Annotated in this window: 15 protein-coding genes and 2 pseudogenes; 4 read left to right on the forward strand and 13 right to left on the reverse strand. The window is 75.1% G+C overall.

What is annotated here, in order from left to right:
• Nucleotides 1-50 precede the first annotated feature (50 nt).
• Complete coding sequence (locus tag EJK16_RS11100) at nucleotides 51-1,835, reverse strand: ABC transporter ATP-binding protein (protein ID WP_127129224.1); 1,785 nt, start codon at nucleotides 1,833-1,835, stop codon at nucleotides 51-53.
• Nucleotides 1,832-3,865, reverse strand: a complete 2,034-nt coding sequence (locus EJK16_RS11105; protein WP_240645936.1) for an ABC transporter ATP-binding protein — start codon at nucleotides 3,863-3,865, stop codon at nucleotides 1,832-1,834. The genes EJK16_RS11100 and EJK16_RS11105 overlap by 4 nt, the downstream gene beginning before the upstream one ends.
• Before the next feature lie 180 nt (nucleotides 3,866-4,045).
• On the opposite strand from EJK16_RS11105, the gene EJK16_RS11110 reads away from it, so the two are divergent.
• A complete protein-coding gene (locus EJK16_RS11110) occupies nucleotides 4,046-4,693 on the forward strand; it encodes a TIGR03085 family metal-binding protein (RefSeq protein WP_164737300.1) in 648 nt (215 codons plus the stop codon).
• A gap of 101 nt (nucleotides 4,694-4,794) precedes the next feature.
• Here the strand turns inward: EJK16_RS11110 and hisF are convergent, their stop codons facing one another.
• Entirely contained in the window at nucleotides 4,795-5,565 is a 771-nt protein-coding gene (hisF, locus tag EJK16_RS11115) for an imidazole glycerol phosphate synthase subunit HisF (protein WP_127129228.1), read from the reverse strand.
• Nucleotides 5,566-5,640: 75 nt separating this feature from the next.
• Between hisF and EJK16_RS11120 the strand changes: the two genes are divergently transcribed.
• The gene (locus EJK16_RS11120) at nucleotides 5,641-6,243 is read left to right on the forward strand and encodes a dephospho-CoA kinase (RefSeq protein WP_127129230.1); all 603 of its coding nucleotides are present in this window, start codon (nucleotides 5,641-5,643) and stop codon (nucleotides 6,241-6,243) included.
• Between the two features lie 5 nt (nucleotides 6,244-6,248).
• Here EJK16_RS11120 and EJK16_RS11125 read toward each other — a convergent pair.
• The 8 genes and pseudogenes from EJK16_RS11125 to EJK16_RS11160 all read right to left on the reverse strand — a co-directional run.
• A pseudogene (locus tag EJK16_RS11125) lies at nucleotides 6,249-6,683 on the reverse strand (SRPBCC family protein); the annotation flags it as partial.
• Between the two features lie 25 nt (nucleotides 6,684-6,708).
• The gene (locus tag EJK16_RS11130; protein WP_127129234.1) at nucleotides 6,709-7,656 is read right to left on the reverse strand and encodes an FKBP-type peptidyl-prolyl cis-trans isomerase; all 948 of its coding nucleotides are present in this window, start codon (nucleotides 7,654-7,656) and stop codon (nucleotides 6,709-6,711) included.
• 42 nt (nucleotides 7,657-7,698) lie between these two features.
• Entirely contained in the window at nucleotides 7,699-9,099 is a 1,401-nt protein-coding gene (gene pafA / locus EJK16_RS11135; RefSeq protein WP_127129236.1) for a Pup--protein ligase, read from the reverse strand.
• Complete coding sequence (locus tag EJK16_RS11140; protein ID WP_127129238.1) at nucleotides 9,096-9,287, reverse strand: ubiquitin-like protein Pup; 192 nt, start codon at nucleotides 9,285-9,287, stop codon at nucleotides 9,096-9,098. Before EJK16_RS11140 ends, pafA begins: the two co-directional genes overlap by 4 nt.
• A gap of 49 nt (nucleotides 9,288-9,336) precedes the next feature.
• Nucleotides 9,337-10,989, reverse strand: a complete 1,653-nt coding sequence (dop, locus tag EJK16_RS11145; protein WP_127129240.1) for a depupylase/deamidase Dop — start codon at nucleotides 10,987-10,989, stop codon at nucleotides 9,337-9,339.
• A gap of 178 nt (nucleotides 10,990-11,167) precedes the next feature.
• Nucleotides 11,168-12,787: pseudogene (arc, locus tag EJK16_RS11150) on the reverse strand (proteasome ATPase); the annotation flags it as partial.
• A gap of 153 nt (nucleotides 12,788-12,940) precedes the next feature.
• A complete protein-coding gene (locus EJK16_RS11155; RefSeq protein ID WP_205739722.1) occupies nucleotides 12,941-13,978 on the reverse strand; it encodes a tRNA (adenine-N1)-methyltransferase in 1,038 nt (345 codons plus the stop codon).
• A gap of 123 nt (nucleotides 13,979-14,101) precedes the next feature.
• Complete coding sequence (locus EJK16_RS11160; RefSeq protein WP_127129246.1) at nucleotides 14,102-15,259, reverse strand: site-2 protease family protein; 1,158 nt, start codon at nucleotides 15,257-15,259, stop codon at nucleotides 14,102-14,104.
• Nucleotides 15,260-15,351: 92 nt separating this feature from the next.
• Between EJK16_RS11160 and EJK16_RS11165 the strand changes: the two genes are divergently transcribed.
• Nucleotides 15,352-16,299 carry a PD-(D/E)XK nuclease family protein gene (locus EJK16_RS11165; protein WP_205739710.1) on the forward strand — a complete coding sequence of 316 codons (948 nt, stop codon included), beginning with the start codon at nucleotides 15,352-15,354 and terminating at the stop codon, nucleotides 16,297-16,299.
• Nucleotides 16,300-16,330: 31 nt separating this feature from the next.
• On the opposite strand, the gene EJK16_RS11170 is transcribed toward EJK16_RS11165, so the two are convergent.
• Nucleotides 16,331-17,041 carry an HAD family phosphatase gene (locus tag EJK16_RS11170; protein ID WP_240645938.1) on the reverse strand — a complete coding sequence of 237 codons (711 nt, stop codon included), beginning with the start codon at nucleotides 17,039-17,041 and terminating at the stop codon, nucleotides 16,331-16,333.
• Between the two features lie 99 nt (nucleotides 17,042-17,140).
• Between EJK16_RS11170 and EJK16_RS11175 the strand changes: the two genes are divergently transcribed.
• A complete protein-coding gene (locus tag EJK16_RS11175; RefSeq protein WP_240645939.1) occupies nucleotides 17,141-18,094 on the forward strand; it encodes a PAC2 family protein in 954 nt (317 codons plus the stop codon).
• A 31-nt stretch (nucleotides 18,095-18,125) separates the two neighbouring features.
• Here the strand turns inward: EJK16_RS11175 and mshC are convergent, their stop codons facing one another.
• Nucleotides 18,126-19,433, reverse strand: coding sequence for a cysteine--1-D-myo-inosityl 2-amino-2-deoxy-alpha-D-glucopyranoside ligase (gene mshC, locus EJK16_RS11180; RefSeq protein ID WP_164737301.1), 1,308 nt, complete (start codon nucleotides 19,431-19,433; stop codon nucleotides 18,126-18,128).
• Nucleotides 19,434-19,490 lie beyond the last annotated feature (57 nt).

Genomic DNA, 19,490 nt, shown 5'->3' on the forward strand with positions numbered 1-19,490 from the left:
CGGCTTATGAGCCCGCAATCGACTCGACGTCGACCGCGTCGCGCCGCCGGTCAGCGCGTCTGGACGACCCAGGAGCCGTACATGCGGGCGTAGAGGCCGTCGGCGGCCAGGAGGCCGCGGTGGGTGCCGGACTCGACGATCTCGCCGTCGTGCACCACGACGACGAGGTCCGCGGCCTCGGCGGTGGAGAGCCGGTGGGCGACCGTGACGGACGTCCGGCCGGCCGTGAGCTGGTCCAGCGCGCGGTTGATGCGGGTCTCGGTCGCCGGGTCGACCGCGGACGTGGCCTCGTCCAGGACGAGCAGGTCGGGGTCCGCGAGGTAGGCGCGGGCCAGCGCGACGAGCTGGCGCTCCCCCGCGGAGAGCGACTCCCCGCGCTGCCCGACCGGGGTGTCGAGCCCGCCGGGCAGCGCGGCAGTCCACGCGTCCAGGCCGAGCGCGGCGACGGCGGACGCGACGTCACCCGGCGTGCGGGGACGGGCCCCGTAGGCGATGTTCTGGGCGAGGGTGCCGTCGAAGAGGAAGCCCTCCTGCGGCACGAGGACCACGCGGGAGCGCAGGTCGGCGAGGGCCAGGTCGCGCAGGTCGACGCCGCCGAGGAGCACCTCCCCGTCGGTCGGGTCCATGAGCCGGACGAGGAGCTTGGCGAGCGTGGTCTTGCCGGAACCGGTCTGCCCGACGACAGCGACCTGGGTGCCGGGCTCGATCGTCAGGTCGATCCCGTGGAGGACCTCGGGGCCGTGGGGGTACGCGTAGCGCACGCCGCGGAAGTCGACGCGCGCCGCCCGGTCCGCGGCGCGCGGCGGCACCACCGGGTGGGCCGGGTCGGTGACATCGACGGGCGTCTCGAGCACGGCGATGACCCGGCGCCAGCCGGCGACGGCGTTCTGGAGCTCGTTGAGCATCTCGGTGGCGTTCTGCACCGGCCCGGTGAACATCTGCACGAGGAACAGGAACGCGAGCAGCGCGCCGATGCTCACCTCGCCGCGCACCCCGAGGAAGGTCCCGGCCACGACCACCGCCGCGAGCGCCACCCCGGAGAGGACCACCCCGGAGGAGAACGCGAGGGAGACGTAGGTCTGGGCGCGCACCGCGGCTCCGCGGTGCGCGCGCACGGCCACGTCGACGCGGTCCTGCGTGCGGGCGGACGCGCCGTACGCGCGGATGGTCTCGGCGCCCACCACCGACTCCGAGATCGCGGAGAGCATCATCCCCACGCGCACCCGCACCCCGGCGTAGGCGGCGGAGACCGCCTTCTGGGCGCGGGGGGCGAGGAAGAGCATCGGCACGAAGCAGAGCCACACCAGCAGCGCCAGCCGCCAGGAGTAGATCAGCATGGCGGCGCTCGCCAGCAGCAGCTGCCCGGCGTTGAGGATGAGCATGAGCCCGCCGCGCTGCACGAACAGCGAGATGGTGTCGACGTCGGAGGTGACCCGGGAGACGAGGGAGCCGCGCCGCTCGGCGGACTGCGTCAGGGCGGAGAGGTCGTGGACGTGGCGGAAGGTGCGCACGCGCAGCTGGGCCAGGCCCCGCTCGCTGGTGCGGTAGAGGCGCACGTTGACGAGCGCGCTGACGCGGCCGGTCACCAGGAGGACGACCAGGCCCAGCACGCACGAGAGCACCACGCGGCCGACGTCGGGACCGCCCGGCGTGAGGATGCCGTGGTCGGTGGCCTGCTGGACCGTCACGGGCACCACCACGCGTCCCACCGTGGCCACCGCCGCGAGCGCCAGCGTCCCGGCGATGCCCTCGGTCATGGCCGGGGAGAGCTGCAGGCCGCGCCGGACGGTGGCGACCACCCCGAGGCCGCTCGCCGAGGAGATCTCGGAGCTCATCGGGCCTCCTCGGGGGCGACGGCGCGCCTGGCGGTGTCGGCATGACTGGCGCCGCCCGTCGCCGCGGGGGCCGCGGCGTCGCCCGCCCCGCGCGCGGCGACCCGTTCGGCCTCGCGCTCGGCGGCCCGTTCGGCCTCCCGCTCGGCGGTGCGCGCGGCGTACGCGGTGACGAGCGCGCGGTAGCCGGCGTCGCGGGCGAGGAGCTCGGCGTGGGTGCCGGCCCCCGCCACCCGGCCGCCGTCCAGGTGCACGACGCGGTCCGCGAGGGCGATGGTGGCGGTGCGGTAGGCCACCAGGAGCACGGTGACCGCGCGGTCCGCGCCACGGCCGGCCGGGCCCAGGCCCGCGAGGATCTGCTGCTCGACGAGGGGGTCGACGGCGGAGGTGGCGTCGTCGAGGATCAGCAGCCGCGGCCGGCGCACGAGGGCGCGGGCGATGGCCAGGCGCTGGCGCTGCCCGCCGGAGAGCGTCGCGCCGCGCTCGCCGACCGTGGCGTCCAGGCCGCCGGGCAGCGCGCGGACGAACCCGTCCGCCCGGGCGGTCCGCAGGGCGGCCCAGACCTCGTCGTCGCCGAAGCGGCCGGTGTCGTCGAGGGTGATGTTCCCGCGCACGGTGTCGTCGAACACGAACGTGGACTGGCTGACCAGGGCCACGGCGTCGGTCCGGCTGGCGGCGTCCACCGCGGCGGCGTCGACGCCGTCCAGCAGCACCCGCCCCGACGTCGGGTCCATCAGCCGGGCCACGAGCGCGGTCAGCGTCGACTTGCCCGCCCCGGTGGGGCCGACCAGGGCGAGCGTGGCGCCCGGCGGGACGTGCAGGGACACGCCGCTGAGCAGGTCGACCGCGCCCGGCGCCGCCCCCGGCCGGGCGGCCGGCGCGTCGTCGGCCATGGGGGCCATGCGCGCGGGGACGGTCAGGCCCACGTCCTCCAGGCGCACGTCGAGGCCGCCGGTCCCGGTCAGCGGCGTGCTGCCGCTCGGCAGGGCGCCGGTGGCGTCGACGACGCGGGCGATGCGCTCGTACCCCACGAGGGAGCGCGGGAGCTCGCCCAGGAGGAAGCCGATGGCGCGCACCGGCATGGTCATCACGGTCAGGAGGTAGGCGATGGTGACGACGTCGCCGGTCTCCGCGTTGCCGCCGCGGACCCGCCAGGCGCCCACCGCGATGACGGCCAGGGTCGCCGCCGACGGCAGCAGCTCGATGACCGGGTCGAAGACCGAGCGGATGCGTCCCATCTCCACGTTCGCCGCGCGCAGCTCCTCGGCCTTGGCGGCGAAGCGCGCCTCCTCGACGCTCTCCGCGCCGAGCGACTTCACGAGCAGGGCGCCCTCGAAGCTCTCGTGGGCGACGTCGGAGACCTCCGCGCGCAGGCGTTGCGACCGCGTCGCCGCCGGGGACATCTTCCGCCGGAAGACGGCGTTGGCGACGATGATCAACGGCAGCACGGCGACGCCGACGGCGCCCAGCAGCGGGTCGGCGAGGACCATGGCCACCGCGGCGACCACGAGCATGACCGCGACGCCCAGCGCCCAGGGCAGGACGACGAAGACCCCGCCGGCCGCCTCGGCGTCGGCGTTCGCGTTGGAGAGCAGCTGCCCCGTGGGGTGGCGGCGGTGCCAGCTCATGGGCAGCCGCAGGTACTGGCGGGTGACGCGCAGCCGGTGCGCCGCCTGGACCTCGTACGTGGCCCACCCGGCGTAGATGCGGCGCAGCGCGACACCGACGGCGGTGACCACGCCGACGGCCAGGAGCACGGCGCCCGCCCACCACACGTGCGCGGGCTCGACGGACCGGGCCTCGAGGGCGGGCGCGACGACGGTGTCGGTGAGCCGGCCGAGGAGCCACCCGGAGGCGACGGTGCCGACGCCGTAGACCGCGGAGGCGAGGATCGCGACGGTGGACGTGCGCGGCGAGTCGGCCAGCCCGCGGCGGATCAGGCCCAGGCTCCGGCGCAGGGTGCCGCCGCGGAGGGCGTAGGGGCGCGTCGCCGCGCGCGCGTCAGGGCGCGGCACGGACGCGGGGACGGGCACGGCTGATACTTCCTTCGGGCAGGGTGTCCGGCGATCCCGGCACGGTGATCCTCCCACACCCCCTTCCGGAGGTACCGACAGGCCCCCTCTTCTGACGCCGACAGGTCAAGTACTAACCAGGCCGCGCCCTCGCGCCGGGGCGGTGACACGATGGGGGCACCCGATGCTGGAGGCGTGCGCATGACGTGGATGGAGACCGAGAGGGCGGCGCTCGTGCAGACCCTCCGCCGGGCGGACCCGGACGCACCCACGCTGTGCGAGGGATGGACGGTGCGGCACCTGCTCGCCCACCTCGTCGAGCGGGAGCACCATCCGCTCCGTGCGGGGGCGGACGCCGTCGTCACGCGGACGCCGGGCCGGGAGCCGTTCATGAGCCGCCTCGTCGACGGCGCCCGCACCCGGGACGGCTACGAGGCGCTGGTGCGCCGGTTCGAGCGGGGGTTCACGCCCTGGGAGCCGATGGGGTGGCTGGGCGAGCGCGGGCACCTGCTCGAGTACGTCATCCACCACGAGGACATCCGCCGCGCCGGCACCGACCCGGCCGAGCCCCGCGTCCTGCCCACCGACGAGGTCCGGGCCATCTGGGGCCAGGTGGCGACCATGGCCAGGCTCGGCTACCGCACCAGCCCCGTCGGCGTCGTCCTGGCCGTCCCCGGCGGCCCGCGGAAGGTCGTTCGCCGCCGCCCGGACGCCGTCCTGCTCACCGGCGACCCCGTCGAGCTCGCCCTGCACGCGGCGGGGCGGCGTGAAGCCGCCGACGTGGACGTCACGGGCCGACCGGAGACCGTCGACCAGTTCCTCGCCGTCGTCGGCCGAGCGAGGACTTGACCGCTCGAACCCCACCAACGCTGCCCTCCCCCACCAACGCTGCGAGGACTTGACCGCTCGAGCCCCCCCTCCAACCCCAGCAACGCTGCCTCCTTCTGCGGCTAGCGGACCGGGAGGCCCGCCGCGCGCATGTGGTCCTTGACCTGCCCGACCGTCAGGGTCCCGAAGTGGAAGACGGAGGCGGCGAGCACGGCGTCCGCGCCGGCCCGGGCGGCGGCGGTGAAGTCCTCGACCTTTCCCGCCCCGCCGGAGGCGATCAGCGGCACGGTCACCTTGGCGCGGACGTCGGTGAGCATCTGGAGGTCGTAGCCGTCCTTGGTGCCGTCGGCGTCCATGGAGTTCAGGAGGATCTCCCCGGCGCCCAGCTCGGCGCCGCGCACCGCCCACTCGACCGCGTCGATCCCGGTCCCCCGCCGCCCGCCGTGGGTGGTGACCTCGTAGCCCGACGGCGTGCGCGTCTCGCCGGTGCACCGGCGCGCGTCGACGGAGAGCACGATGACCTGGTTGCCGAACCGCTCGGCCACCTCGCTGATGAGCTCCGGCCGCGCGATGGCGGCCGTGTTCATGCCCACCTTGTCCGCCCCGGCGCGCAGCAGCCGGTCGACGTCGGCGACCGCCCGCACGCCGCCGCCGACGGTCAGGGGCACGAAGACCTGCTCGGCGGTGCGGGAGACGATCTCCATGGTGGTCTCGCGCGCCTCGGCCGAGGCGGAGACGTCGAGGAAGGTGATCTCGTCCGCGCCCTCGGCGTCGTAGCGCCGGGCCAGCTCGACGGGGTCGCCGGCGTCCCGCAGACCCTGGAAGTTCACGCCCTTGACCACCCGGCCGTCGGCGACGTCAAGGCACGGGATGACCCGGACCGCCACACTCATCTCTTGCTCGCTCTCTGCCACGCCCGCGCGGGCCGGTGACAGACCGAGGTTAGCCGCCCGGTAGCGTCGGACGTCATGACGGCCCACACACCGCCGGCCGCGGCGGTCGCCGCGCTCGTCCGCACGGCCCTGACCGGCCGAGCCGCCCCGGGCCCGCTGGTGGTCGGGATCGACGGGCGATCCGGCTCGGGCAAGTCCGACCTCGCCGGCGAGGTCGTGGACCGCCTGCGCGCGCTCCCCGACCTGGCGGGCCCGGGCGCCGTCGCGCTCCTCGCCCTGGAGGACGCCTACCGGGGCTGGTACGGCCTGGGCGTCGGGGTCGGCGCCGTGGCGGCCGGGGTGCTGGAGCCTCTCTCCCGCGGTCTGCCGGGGACGGTCCGGCGCTTCGACTGGGGCGCCGGCGAGCTGGACGGCCCGCTGACCGTCCCCGCACCGGGCGCGCCGCTGCCTCGCGTGCTTGTCCTCGAGGGCTGCGGGGCGGGCTCGGCCGCCTGCGCCCCGTTCGTCGACGTGCTCGTGTGGCTGGACGCGCCGGAGGCCGAGCGGCGGCGTCGGGCGATGGCCCGTGACGACGGCGCGTGGGCGGACCTGTGGGACGCCTGGAGCGCGCAGGAGCAGGCGCTGCTGGACGCCCGGGACGCCCGCGCGGCCGCGGACCTGGTGGTGCGCACGGGCTGAACAGGTCAGCGACGGGCCAGGTACCGCACCAGGCTGCGCTCGCCGCGGCGCATGACCCGGCGGTGCGCCCACCGGAACGCCGGCGCGGCCGCCGGGGACAGCGCCCGCATCCAGCGGCTCCGCACCTCGACGACCCAGGTGATCACGGCGACGACCCCGTCCCCGGACGGCGTCAGGGTCCAGGTGCCGGTGCCGCGCAGCTGGCCGGAGACCACGGCCCGGAAGCACCGGGGCCGCTCGGCGTGGACGATCTCGGTCTCGAAGGCCAGGCGGTAGCCCAGGGGGCTGCGGAACACGAGGAGCGCGCGCCGTCCGCCGCCGGACTCGTCGCCGGGGCGCAGCGTCCGCGCCTCGGCGACGTCGCGCCACCACCGCGGCCAGGAGCCGACGTCCCACAGGGCCGCCCACACCTCCTCCGGGCCGGCCGGGATCCGCCACGTGGAGGTGAGCGAGTAGCGCGCCGCGTCAGTCGTTGCCGGTCACCGCGCCGCCCGACGGCGAGACGACCGTGGCGTCGTCGCCGCCGGAGGTGGCCAGGATGTCGACGACGAGGACCAGGGTGCTGGTCCCCTGCGCCAGGCCCGGCGGGATGACGAGCAGCACCTGGGAGCCGACGGTCTGGTCCACGAGGCCGTCCCGCAGCCCCTGGAAGGTCTCGTCGATCGCCACCGTCTGGGGCACCTTGCCGGTGGCCCACGTGGAGTCGTACGGCTCGCCCGTCTCCCACGCGACCCCGGTGTACTGGACCGTGACGTCCTGGGCCGGCCGCACCTGGCGGCCCTCGCCCCGGATGAGCGGCTGGACGACGAGCGCGGCGGGCGGCTCGCCCTCGGGCAGCGTGATGCTCGGCGCGCCGTCCTCCGCGAGGGCCACGGTCGGCAGGCCCTCGGGCGGGGTCACGGCCTCGCCCGCGGCCCGGGTGTAACGGACGTCGATGACGAGGATGAGCATCCGGTCGGTGCCGTCCTGGTTGATGGGCTGGCGCACCAGCAGGCGGCTGCCCTCCCGGGTGCCCAGCAGCACCGGGTAGAGGTCGTCGCCGACGTCCTCCGGAGTCAGCATCAGGGTGCGGGCGACGCCGACCTCCCGGCCCTCGACCAGCTTGCCGTCCTCGCCGTCGTAGGCGGTCAGGGTCATCAGGAGGGGCGCGTCGGCCGCCAGCTCACGCCCGTCCCCCTGGATCAGGGTCTCGACCTTCGAGTCCTCGAGCGGCAGCGGCGGGGTGAAGGTGACCACGGGGACGGACCCGAAGGAGCCGGAGACCAACACGTCGTCGGCGGCGGGATCGTCCCGGTCCTGGGCGTCGGTGCAGGCGACGAGCAGGACCACTGCCAGCAGCGCGGCGACGACCATGGTGGCCGCTCGGTGCGCACGGCGGCGCGGGTCGGTGACTGTCGCTGCGTCCTGCTCCACGGGGGAAGCCTACGTCGGGGCGCCGGGCGTCCCGCGCGGCCGTCAGTTCTGCAGCGCCGCCATGAGGGCGTCGACGCGCGCGTCGACCGGCGCGAAGGGGTCCTTGAGGACGACGGTGCGCTGGGCGGCGTCGTTGATCTTCAGGTGGACCCAGTCGACGGTGATGTCCCGGCGCCGGTCCTGCGCGGTGGCCACGAACTCCCCGCGGAGCTTGGCGCGCGTGGTGGCCGGCGGGGTGTCCACGGCCGCGGCCACCTCCTCGTCCGTGGTGATGCGGGCCATGAGCCCGCGCCGGGCGAGCGTGGTGGCCAGCCCGCGCGCGGGCGAGATGTCGTGGTAGGCGAGGGAGAGACGCGCCACACGTGGGTCGTCCAGGCCGAGGTTGTGCTTGGAGCGGTAGCGCTCGATGAGCGTGGCCTTGATCGCCCAGTCGAGCTCGGTGTCCACCAGGGTCCGGTCCGCGGTCCGCAGGGCCAGCAGCCCCCGCTCCCACAGCTCGAGGACCCGGCGCTGCACCTCGGTGAGCTCGGCGGTGAACCCGCCCGCGTCCAGGTAGCCGGTCACGCGGGCCAGGAACTCCTCCTGGATGTCCAGGGCGCTCATCCGCCGCCCGGTGGAGAGCTCCACGGGCACGGTGGCCGTGGTGTCGTGGGAGATCTCCCGGATGGCGCGCATCGGCTCGGCCAGGGCGAGGTCGCGCAGCTTCACGCCGTCCTCGAGCATCCCGAGGAGGAGGTCGGTCATGCCGACCTTGAGCATCGTGGTGGTCTCGGCCACGGAGGAGTCGCCGACGATGACGTGCATGCGCCGGTAGAGGTCGGCGTCCCCGTGCGGCTCGTCGCGGGTGTTGATGATCGGCCGGGAGCGGGTGGTCGCCGAGCTCATCGCGTCCCACGTCTGGTCCGCCCGCTGGGAGAAGGCGTAGGAGGCGCCCCCGCCGGCGCGGGGGCGCAGGTGCCCGGCGCCGGTGAGGATCTGCCGGGTGATGAAGAAGGGGATCAGTGCCTGGCCCATGGCCTGGAAGTCCCGGCGGCGGCGCACGAGGTAGTTCTCGTGGCAGCCGAAGGAGTTGCCCGCGGAGTCCACGTTGTTCTTGAACAGGTGGATCGTGCCGGCCACGCCCTCGTCGGCGAGGAGCGCGTTGGCGTCCTCGACCATCCGGTCGAGGATCCGCTCCCCGGCGCGGTCGTTGACGACCAGCTGGTGGAAGTCGTCGCACTCGGCCGTGGCGTACTCCGGGTGGGAGCCGACGTCGAGGTAGAGGCGCGCGCCGTTGCGCAGGAAGACGTTGGAGGACCGCCCCCACGCGACCACCTTGCGGAACAGGTAGCGCGCGGCGTCGTCCGCGGACACGCCCGTGGTGCCGGCGCCCTGGGCGGGCGCCGGCTGCGCGCAGGTGATCCCGTACTCGGTCTCGACGCCGAAGATGCGCCGAGCGGTCACTGGCCGCCCTTCTGCACGAAGCCCTGCACGAAGGTCTCGGCGTTGGCCTCGAGCACGGAGTCGATCTCGTCGAGCAGGTCGTCGACCTGCTGGGTTCGCGTCTGGGCGGCGACGGCGACGGGCGGGTCGATGGCGTCGGTGCCCGGGTCCTCGCGGCGGATGGTGTGTCGCTGCTCCTGCTGTGCCATGGGAATTCTCCCTGTCGAAGAACGGCTCGTCGTACTGATCCTAGGCCGCTCAGCCGGCCGCGGGGCCGGGTGCGGCGGCGGGCGTGCCGGCGGTGAGGGCCTCGAGCAGCTCGGCGGCGGTGTCCGCGCCCTCGAGGAGCGCGCCGACGTGCGCGCGGGTGCCCCGCAGCGGGTCCGTCATCGGCACGCGCACGAGGTGCTTGGCGCCGGGGACGTCGAGCACCACGGACTCCCAGCTGGCCCCGGCCACCTGACCGGGATACCGGGCGACGACCTGCCCGCGGAACCAGGCGCGGGTGTCGGCGGGCGGCGTGTGCTCGGCGGCGGCCACCTCGGCGTCCGTGACGAGCCGTTCGACGCGGCCGGCGGCGACGAGGCGCGCGAGGATCGAGCGCTCCGGACGTAGGTCGGACCACTGCAGGTCGAGCGCCGCCAGTCGGGGGTGGTGCCAGGGCAGGCCCTCGCGCTCGCGCATGCGGTCCAGCAGCTGGAGCTTGGCGACCCACTCGACCTCGGCGGCCGCGGAGGCGGGGTCGGTGGCCAGCCGGTCCAGGACGCCGGCCCAGCGCTCCAGGACGTCGTGGGTGGCCTGGTCGGTGCGTCCGGCCTGGCTCAGGGCGTCGGCGACGACGCCGTGGTAGACGCGCTGGATCTGCAGGGCGGTCATCTCCCTGCCGTCCGCCAGGGTGAGGCGGTGGGTCAGCGTCGTGTCGTGGCTGACCTGCCACGTCTCCCCCACCGGGTTGGCCAGCATCATCGCGTCGAGCGCGAGCGGCACGGCGTCCGCCTCGAGCAGCCACAGCACCAGCGAGGTGGTGCCCATCTTCAGGTACGTGGACACGTCCATGAGGTTGGCGTCCCCGCCGATGACGTGGAGGCGGCGGAACCGCCCGGCGTCGGCGTGCGGCTCGTCGCGGGTGTTGATGATCGGCCGGTTGAAGGTGGTCTCGAGGCCGACGTCGTTCTCCACGTAGTCCGCCCGCTGCGACATCTGGAACCCGGGGCGCTCGCTGTGCTGGCCCAGGCCCACGCGGCCGGCGCCGCAGAAGACGGGACGGGTGACGAAGAAGGGGGTGAGGTAGCGGATGATGTCGCCGAAGTTCACCTCGCGGCGCACCAGGTAGTTCTCGTGGGTGCCGTAGGCCGCGCCCTTGCCGTCGACGTTGTTCTTGTACAGCACCACGTCGGGCAGCGCGGGCTGCGCGCGGAGCGCGTCCATCGCGCCGCGCATGACGAGCTCGCCGGCCCGGTCCCAGCGCACGGCGTCGAGGGGGTTGGTGACCTCCGGGCTGGAGTACTCGGGGTGCGCATGGTCGACATAGAGGCGGGCCCCGTTCGTGAGCACCGCGTTGTTCGCGGTCGGCAGGGCGAGCTCCTCAGCGGTGGGCCGGCGCAGCATCGAGGTGCGGGTCCCGCCGGCGACCGCGTCGTCGTCCTCCGCCGAGGGGGCCGGGCGGTCGGGGTCGTCGGTCAGCTGCGACGGGTGGGCGCTGGCCCGGTCCAGCCGGAACCCGCGGGCATCCGCCAGCGGGTCCTCCCCGGCGTAGTCCCACCGCACGTGGCCGCCGCGACCGGCGCTGCCGGGCGCGGCGGCGTAGGCGGCGACCACGTGCGCGGAGAGCACCATCGGGTTAGCCCCGGGGTTCCCGGGCTCAACGAGGCCGTACTCGGTCTCGATGCCCATCGGGCGGTGAACGCTCATGCTGCCCTCCCCGGGCCTAGAGGTAGCCGCCGGCCGGCGCGATGGTGTCGACCTCGCGCTCGCCCACCCGGTCGGCCGCAGCGGGGTGGACGCCGTCGACCGTGGTGGGTTCGGCGTGCCCGCCGGCGGGCGCGGTGCCGCCGTGCGGGACGACCGCGCGGCCCTCCGCGTCCAGGTCCGCGTGGCCGGTGCCCAAGGTGCGGATGTAGGTGATGCGCTCCCCCTTCTTGCCGCTGACCCTGGCCCAGTCGTCCGGGTTGGTGGTGTTGGGCAGGTCCTCGTTCTCGCGCATCTCCGCCGCGAGCGCGGTGAGGAGGTGGATCGTGCGCAGGCCGCGCCCGCCGGTGGCGAGCAGGTCCTTGATCGCACGCTTCTTGGCGCGGTCGACGATGTTGGCGATCATCGCCCCGGAGGCGAAGTCCTTGAAGTAGAGCACCTCACGGTCGCCGCTGGCGTAGGTGACCTCGAGGAACTCGTTCTCGGGGGCGGTCGCGTACAGGGCGGTCACGACCGCGTCGATCATGGCGGCCACGGTCGCGGCCGGGTCGCCGTCGTGGGCGGCAAGCTCGTCGGCGTGCAGCGGCAGGTCGGTGGTCAGGTACTTGGCGAAGATCTCCCGTGCCCCGTCGGCGTCGGGCCGCTCGACCTTGATCTTCACGTCCAGCCGGCCCGGGCGCAGGATGGCCGGGTCGATCATGTCCTCACGGTTCGAGGCGCCGATGACGATGACGTTCTCGAGCTTCTCGACACCGTCGATCTCGCTGAGCAGCTGGGGCACGATCGTGGTCTCGACGTCGGAGGAGACCCCTGTGCCGCGAGTGCGGAAGAGGGACTCCATCTCGTCGAAGAACACCACGACCGGGATGCCCTGGACGGCCTTCTCCCGCGCGCGGGCGAAGATGACACGGATCTGGCGCTCGGTCTCCCCCACGTACTTGTTGAGCAGCTCGGGGCCCTTGATGTTGAGGAAGTAGCTGCGCGGCGAGCTCGACCGGGACTCGGTGCCGTGGCGCTCGTGGGGCGGCCCGCCGCGCTCGGCGGCGGTCGCCGCCAGCGACGTCGCCACGGCCTTGGCGATCAGGGTCTTGCCGCAGCCGGGCGGGCCGTAGAGCAGCACGCCCTTGGGCGGCTTGAGGCCGTGCTCGCGGTAGAGCTCGGGGTGCAGGAACGGCAGCTCGACGGTGTCGCGGATCTGCTCGATCTGGGGTCCCAGGCCGCCGATGTCGGCGTAGTCGGTGTCGGGGACCTCCTCGAGCACGAGCTCCTCGACCTCCGAGCGGACCACGCGCTCGGTCACGAACCCGGTGCGCATGTCCGCGGTGAGGGCGTCGCCCACGCGCACCCCGGTGGCGAGCAGCGGGCCCGCCAGGCGCATCACGCGCTCGTCGTCGGCGCGGGCCAGCACCAGGACCCGGTCGCCGTCGAGGATCTCCTTGACAGTCACGATCTCGCCCGTGGTCTCGAAGGCGCCAGCCCCGATGAGCAGCAACTGCTCGTTGAGGCGCACCTCCTGGCCGGGGCGCAGCGCCCCGAGGGGCACGGCGGCCGAGACGGCCACGCGCATCTTCCGGCCGCCGACGAACAGGTCCGCCTCCCGCTCCTCGAGGTGCGCGGCGAGGAACGTGCCGTACGAGCCGGGCGGTTTGGAGACGTTGTCGAGCTGGTCCTGGATCTGCACCAGACGCTGGCGCGCGTTGTCGAGCGCGGTCGCGAGGCGTTCGTTCTTGCTCGCGAGCGAGATCGCCTGCTGCTCGAGCTCGCGGGCGCGGGCCTCGCTGTAACGGTCCGCTTCTGCCATGACGGTCCCTTCCTCGTTCGACGTCTCCAGCGTAGGCCGAGCCCCCGACACCGTGATCCGGCGTCCGCGGGACCGCGCCGCAGGCGGCACTTCTGGCCCGGCGCGCGCGGGGCCGCGGCCGCCGCCCAGTCGGCGCCGTCGTGCGGCGCGGGCCTAGACCTCGGGGTGGGAGAGCGGGTCACCCGGGCGGGGAGCCTCCACCTGCTGGCTCGCCATCCCGGTCTGCTCCATCGTGGCCCGGCGGTGGATGTCCCGGCGCACCCGGCGGACCTTCTTGTCGGAGATGGCCCGCTCGCCGACGTCCTCGGGCGACCACTCCTCCTCCGCCGTGGGGTAGGCGCCCTTGGCGGGCCGGCGGGTGCGCTGCGGGGGCGTGCTGCCGGGCGCCAGCCGCCGGGCGGTCACGAGGAACCCGGTGTGGCCGATCATGCGGTGGTCGGGCCGGACGGAGAGGCCCTCGAGGTGCCAGGTACGCACCATCGCCTCCCAGGCCTGCGGCTCCGTGAAGCTCTCGGCGGACCGCGCGTCCTCGGCGAAGCGGCTCAGCTGCGTCGTCGTCGCGACGTAGGCGATGACCACGCCGCCGGGGGCGAGGGCGCGGGCCACGGCGTCGAGGTTCTCCCACGGGGCCAGCATGTCCAGCACGATCCGGTCCACGGAGCCGGGCGCCAGCGTGTCCAGCACGTCCGCGAGGTCACCGACGCGCACCTCCCACGCGGGGTGGGGGCCGCTGAACCAGGACTCGACGTTGCCGCGGGCGATGTCGGCGAAGTCCTCGCGCCGCTCCACGGACAGGAGGGAGCCCCGCTCGCCGACGGCGGAGAGCAGGCTCATGCTCAGCGCGCCGGAGCCGACGCCGGCCTCGACGACCCGGGCCCCGGGGAAGATGTCGCCCATCTGCACGATCTGCCCGGCGTCCTTGGGGTAAACGACGGCGGCGCCGCGGGGCATGGAGAGCACGTAGTCGCTCAGCAGGGGGCGCAGCGCGAGCAGCTGGTGGCCGCTCGCGGTGGTGAGCACGGTGCCGTCGGGGCGCCCGATGAGCTCGGAGTGGCGGAACGAGCCGCGGTGGCTCTGGAAGTACCCGTCGTGGGTGAGCAGGATCGTGTGGAGTCGGCCCTTGGAGTCGGTCAGCTGCACGCGCTCGCCCGCCCGCAGCGGGCCCCGGCGCCGGGCCGGGCCGCCCGGCACGTCGGGTGCCCCGTCGGTCTCGGCGGGGCCCGTGGCGAGCGCGGCGCCGACGGGTTCGGTCGGGTCGGTGGGGCTGTCGTCCAGGTGGCGGGTCACGACGGGCGAGTCTACGGGGGCGGGTCGCTACCGCCGGCCCTGCTCCCCGAGCCGGGCGGCCACGCGGGCGACCTCCACCACCCCGAGCACGGTGCCGTGGTCGAGTAGCACCGCCACCGGGCCGTGCCCCTGCGCGCGAGCCATCGCGGCGAGCGCCGCCGGGCCCGCCATCACGCTCACCACCTGCTCGGGGGCGAGGGTGCGGGCGACGGCGTGCAGCGCGGTGGTGGCCCGGCGCGCCGGCGGCACGTGGGCGGCGGCGGCGGGGTCGAGGAGCGCCACGAGCACGCCGTCGTGGGCGAGGACGACGCCGGCCGGGCCACGGTCCGCGAGGACCGCGTCGGCGTCGGCCAGGGACGCCGAGGTGGGCAGCACCACGGCCGGGGCCGCCAGGGTGCGCAGGTCGAGGTCGCGCGCGGACCGCTCGACGCGGACGGCGCGCAGCGACTGGCTCGCCCCCGCCCACAGGAACGAGCCGAGCAGCGCCACCCACACCACGGTGCCGAGGTCGGGCCGGTGGCCCTGGAGGAGCGGCCGCCCGACGACCACGAGCAGGACGCCGACGACGACCACCCGCCCGCCCCAGGCGGCGACGACGGTGCCGCGCGTGCGGTCGCCCGTGGCCTTCCACACCAGGGCCTCGAGGACCTTCCCGCCGTCCAGGGGCAGCCCGGGCAGCAGGTTGAAGCCGGCGACGAACGCGTTGGAGATCACGGCGCCCCACAGCACCAGCTGGAGCGGCTGGCTCGGCGTGCCCGCCTGCAGCGCCGCCCACGCGAGGCCCGCCAGCACGGCGTTGGCGGCCGGCCCGGCGACGGACACGGCCGCCGAGGACCAGGCGCCGGGGAGCTCCCGGTCGAAGGAGGTGTGCCCACCCCAGAAGGTGACGACGTACTCGCGCGGCTGCGCGCCGAGCGGGCGCGCCGTCAGGCCGTGCGCCAGCTCGTGGAGGAGGACCGAGACGAACAGCATGACGACGAAGGCGCCCGTGGTCGCCGCGACCGTGCCGACGCTCGCGCCCGGGACGATGCCGCGCACGAGCGGGAAGTACAGGAACACGAGGACCGCGGCGATGACCAGCCAGGACGGCGCCAGGATCACCGGCGTGCCGCCGACCCGCCCGATCACCCAGCCGGAGGTGGTGCGGGCACCCAGGCGCCTGGTGGCGCCGGCAGGTCGGTTCATCGTCCCAGCCTACGGGGCCGCCGCCGCCCGCCCGCGGCCACGCCGTCCACACCCTGCGCGGCGGTGTCGGTGGGGGGAGCTAGCGTGCAGGTATGCCCGACCAGCCCAGCACGCTCACCGCCCCGGCCGACGGAACAGCCCCCGACGGCGTGGTCTCCCCGGACCGGGCGACCACGCCGGACACCGCGACGTCGCCCGACGCGGCGGCCGCGAGCCGGCGCCGGCGGGCCGCCCTGTCGCCGTCGCGGGCCAAGGACTTCATGCAGTGCCCGCTCCTCTTCCGCTTCCGCACCGTGGACCGCCTCCCCGAACCGCCGAGCCCCGCGGCGGTCAAGGGCTCCCTCGTGCACGCCGTCCTCGAGCACCTCTTCGACCTGCCCGCCGCCGGGCGCACCGAGGACGCCGCGCACGCCCTCCTCGACCCGGAGTGGGCCGCGCTCCGGGAGCGGCGCCCGGAGGTGCTCTCGATGTTCACGGGCCCGGAGGACCTCGGTGCGTGGCTCGCCCAGGCCCGGAGCCTCCTGACCCAGTACTTCCAGATGGAGAATCCCCAGCGCCTCGAGCCGGCCGAGCGGGAGATGCTGGTGGAGACCGAGCTGGGCTCCGGCGTCCTCCTGCGGGGCTTCGTGGACCGGGTGGACGTCGCCCCCAACGGTGCCGTGCGGGTGGTCGACTACAAGACGGGGAAGTCCCCCAGGCCGCGCTTCGAGAACGAGGCGCTGTTCCAGATGCGGTTCTACGGGCTGATGCTGTGGCGCCTGCACGGGAGGGTCCCGGCGCGGCTCCAGCTGGTCTACCTCGGTGACGGCCGCACGCTCACGCACGACCCCCAGGAGGCCGAGCTCGTCGCGCTGGAGCGTGAGCTGGACGAGCTCTGGGGCACGATCGCCGCCACGGCACGGTCGGGAGACTTCGCCCCCAAGACGTCGCGGCTGTGCGACTGGTGCAGCTTCCAGGCGCTGTGCCCCGCCTTCGGCGGCCAGCCGCCCGAGCTCCCCGCCGCCGGCGTCGAGCACCTGCTCTCGGTCGCGACGCGCTGACCCGACCGGCGACGACGGGCGGCGACCGGCTTCAGCCGCGCAGGGTGTCCGGGGCCGGCTCGAGGGCGTCGACCACCTCGCCGCCGAGCACCCGGCCGAGGAGGTCGAGGTCGGCGTCGGCCAGGGACCGCAGCCGGCTCAGGGAGTCCTGCGCCGCGACGGGAACCATGAGGGGCACGGCGATCGTGCGGGCCCCCGACGCCAGCGCCGCGGCGACGCCCACCGAGGAGTCCTCGATGGCGACGCACCGGGTGATGTCCACGCCCAGCCGCCGCGCGGCGGTGAGGTAGGCCTCGGGGTGCGGCTTGCCGTGGCTGACCTGGTCGCCCGTGACGACCGCGTCGAACGCGCCGGCGGGCGCGGCTGCCACCACGGCGTCCGCGAGCACCTGGTAGGACATCGTCACCAGCGCGCACGGCACGCCCGCCGCGCGCAGCCCGGCCAGCAGCTCGAGCGCGCCGGGCCGCCAGGGCGCCCCGTCGGCCGCGACCCGGGCGACGACGCCGGCGAGGATCTCCGCGACGATCTCCTCGTCGGTGCCGGGGATGCCCGTGCGGGCCCGGATGATCTGCGCGGAGGTGATCAGGTCGTTGCCCACCAGCTCGAGCGCCTGCAGGGTGGTCCAGGTGCCGCCGTGGCGGGAGACGACGGCGGTCTCCGCGGCCATCCAGTACGGCTCCGTGTCGACGAGGGTGCCGTCCATGTCCCACAGGACCGCCGCAGGAAGGTGGGGGGTGTGCACGCGCCCGACCCTACCGGCCGCCGGCGGGCGCGCCGCGACCCGGCATGCGGGGGTGTGCCGTCGCGCGACCCCGCCGGGGTGGGCGCCTAGGGTGGACGTATGACGAGCACCGACGACCCCGGCATGGGGACGCCCCGGGCGGAGGGGCCCGAGGCCGCCGACGCGGACGAGGCGCAGCCCTCCCCGGGCGCGCCTCCCGCGCTCCTCCTGGCGGCCTTCGAGGGATGGAATGACGCGGGTGGTGCCGCCACGCAGGCGTTGGAGATCATCGCCGACGCCTGGGACGCCGACGTCGTCCACGAGCTCGACCCGCAGGACTATCACGACTTCCAGGTCAACCGGCCGCACGTGGGTGTCGGCCCGGACGGCCGCCGCACCCTCACCTGGCCGTCCACCACCATCTCCGTGGCCCGGGCCCCGATGACCGGCAGGACCGTCGTGCTCGTGCAGGGCATCGAGCCCTCGTTCCGGTGGCGTGACTACTGCGACGAGATCCTCGACGTCGCCGAGGGGCTTGGCGTGGGCACCGTCGTGGGCATCGGCGCGCTGCTGGCCGACGTCCCGCACTCGCGGCCCATCCCGGTGCAGACCACCTCGAACGACACGCAGGTGCAGGCGCTCCTCGGCGTGGAGGGCTCGGACTACGAGGGGCCCTCGGGAATCGTCGGCGTGCTCGCCCACATGGCCGGGGAGCGGGACCTGCACACGCTGAGCGTGTGGGCGGCCGTCCCCCACTACGTGGCGCAGCCGCCCTCCCCCAAGGCGACCCTGGCGATCCTGCTGCGGCTCGAGGAGTTCGTGGGCGAGCCGCTGCCGGTGGGCGACCTCCCCGAGGACTCCCGCGCCTGGCAGGCCGGCGTCGACGAGCTCGCCGGCCAGGATCCCGACGTCGCCGAGTACATCCAACAGCTCGAGGAGGCCAAGGACACCGCCGAGCTGCCCGAGGCCTCCGGGGAGGCCATCGCGCGGGAGTTCGAGCGCTACCTGCGGCGCCGGGACATCCGCGGGGACAAGGGCGACAAGGGCGGGCCGCCCGGCCCCGCCGGGCGGTAGGCGCCCGCTCCCGCCGGGCGGTAGGCGCCCGTCACACCGCGACGCCGAGCAGCGCGTCGACCGTGCGGCGCGCCAGGTCGGGTGCGCCGCCCGAGCCCGTGACGGCACCGTCCGGGCCGGGCCGCCCGCCGGACGCCTCGAGGGCCCGGGCGGCCCACTCGTCCACGGCCGCCAGGGCTGTCGGGGCGTCGAGGTCGTCCGCGAGCGCCGCCCGCACGCGTGCCAGGAGCGTGTCCGCCTCGGGGCCGGACGGCAGGCCCATCGCCGCGCGCCACCGCTCCAGGCGCCCGGTCGCCTCCGTGAGGGCGGCGTCCGTGTACTCCCAGTCGGCGCGGTAGTGATGGGCCAGCAGCACCAGGCGGACGGCCATCGGGTCGGTGCCCTCGGCGACGAGCCGGGAGACCAGCACGAGGTTGCCCAGCGACTTGCTCATCTTCTCGCCCTCGTAGGCGACCATGCCGCCGTGGGCGTGCAGCAGCACGGGTGCCGGCTGCGCGGTGATGGCCCGCAGGTGGGACTCGCTCATCTCGTGGTGCGGGAAGACGAGGTCCCGCCCGCCGGCCTGGACCTCGACGAGCGGGCCGAGGTAGGCGCGCGCGATGCACGCGCACTCGATGTGCCAGCCCGGCCGGCCGGTCCCCAGGCTCGCGCCGTCCCAGTCGGGCTCCCCCGGGCGGCTGCGCCGCCACAGCAGGGGGTCGAGCGGCTGCCGCTTGCCCTGGCGCTCGGGGTCGCCGCCGTTCTCGGCGAAGACGGCGAGCATGCGGTCCACCGGCAGGTCCGCGCCGGTGCCGAAGAGCGGGTCGCCGGACAGGTCCGCGTAGACGTCGCCGAGGCCCGGGTCGTCGCCGCCGGCGCCCTCGCCCGCGGGCAGCGGCACGCGGTAGGCCGAGCCCTCGTCGAGCATCTCCTCGACCCTGCGCACGACGAGCGGGATCGCCTCGACGGCGCCGACGTAGTGCGTGGGCGGGACGACCCGCAGGGTGGTCATGTCGGAGCGGAACAGGTCGATCTGGCTGTCCGCGAGCTCACGCCAGTCCCGGCCCGTCGCTGTGGCCCGCTCGAGCAGGGGGTCGTCGACGTCCGTCACGTTCTGCACGTACTTGACCTCTCGGCCGGCGTCGCGCCAGGCCCGCACGAGCAGGTCGAACGCGACGTAGGTGTTCGCGTGGCCCAGGTGCGTGGCGTCGTAGGGCGTGATGCCGCAGACGTAGAGCGTGGCCGGCTCGTCGCGCACCGGCCGCGTGGGCGCTAGCGCACCGGCGGGCGTGTCGAAGAGGTGCACGTCGGCACCTGAGCCAGGGAGGTCGGGCAGAGCGGGAGAGGTCCAGGCATGCACACGCCCGACTCTAACCGCCGGACGTCCCGGGCCCCGGTACGGACGCCGGAGCACCAT

The sequence above is a fragment of the Georgenia sp. SYP-B2076 genome (genome assembly GCF_003991205.1).
GTDB lineage: Bacteria > Actinomycetota > Actinomycetes > Actinomycetales > Actinomycetaceae > Georgenia.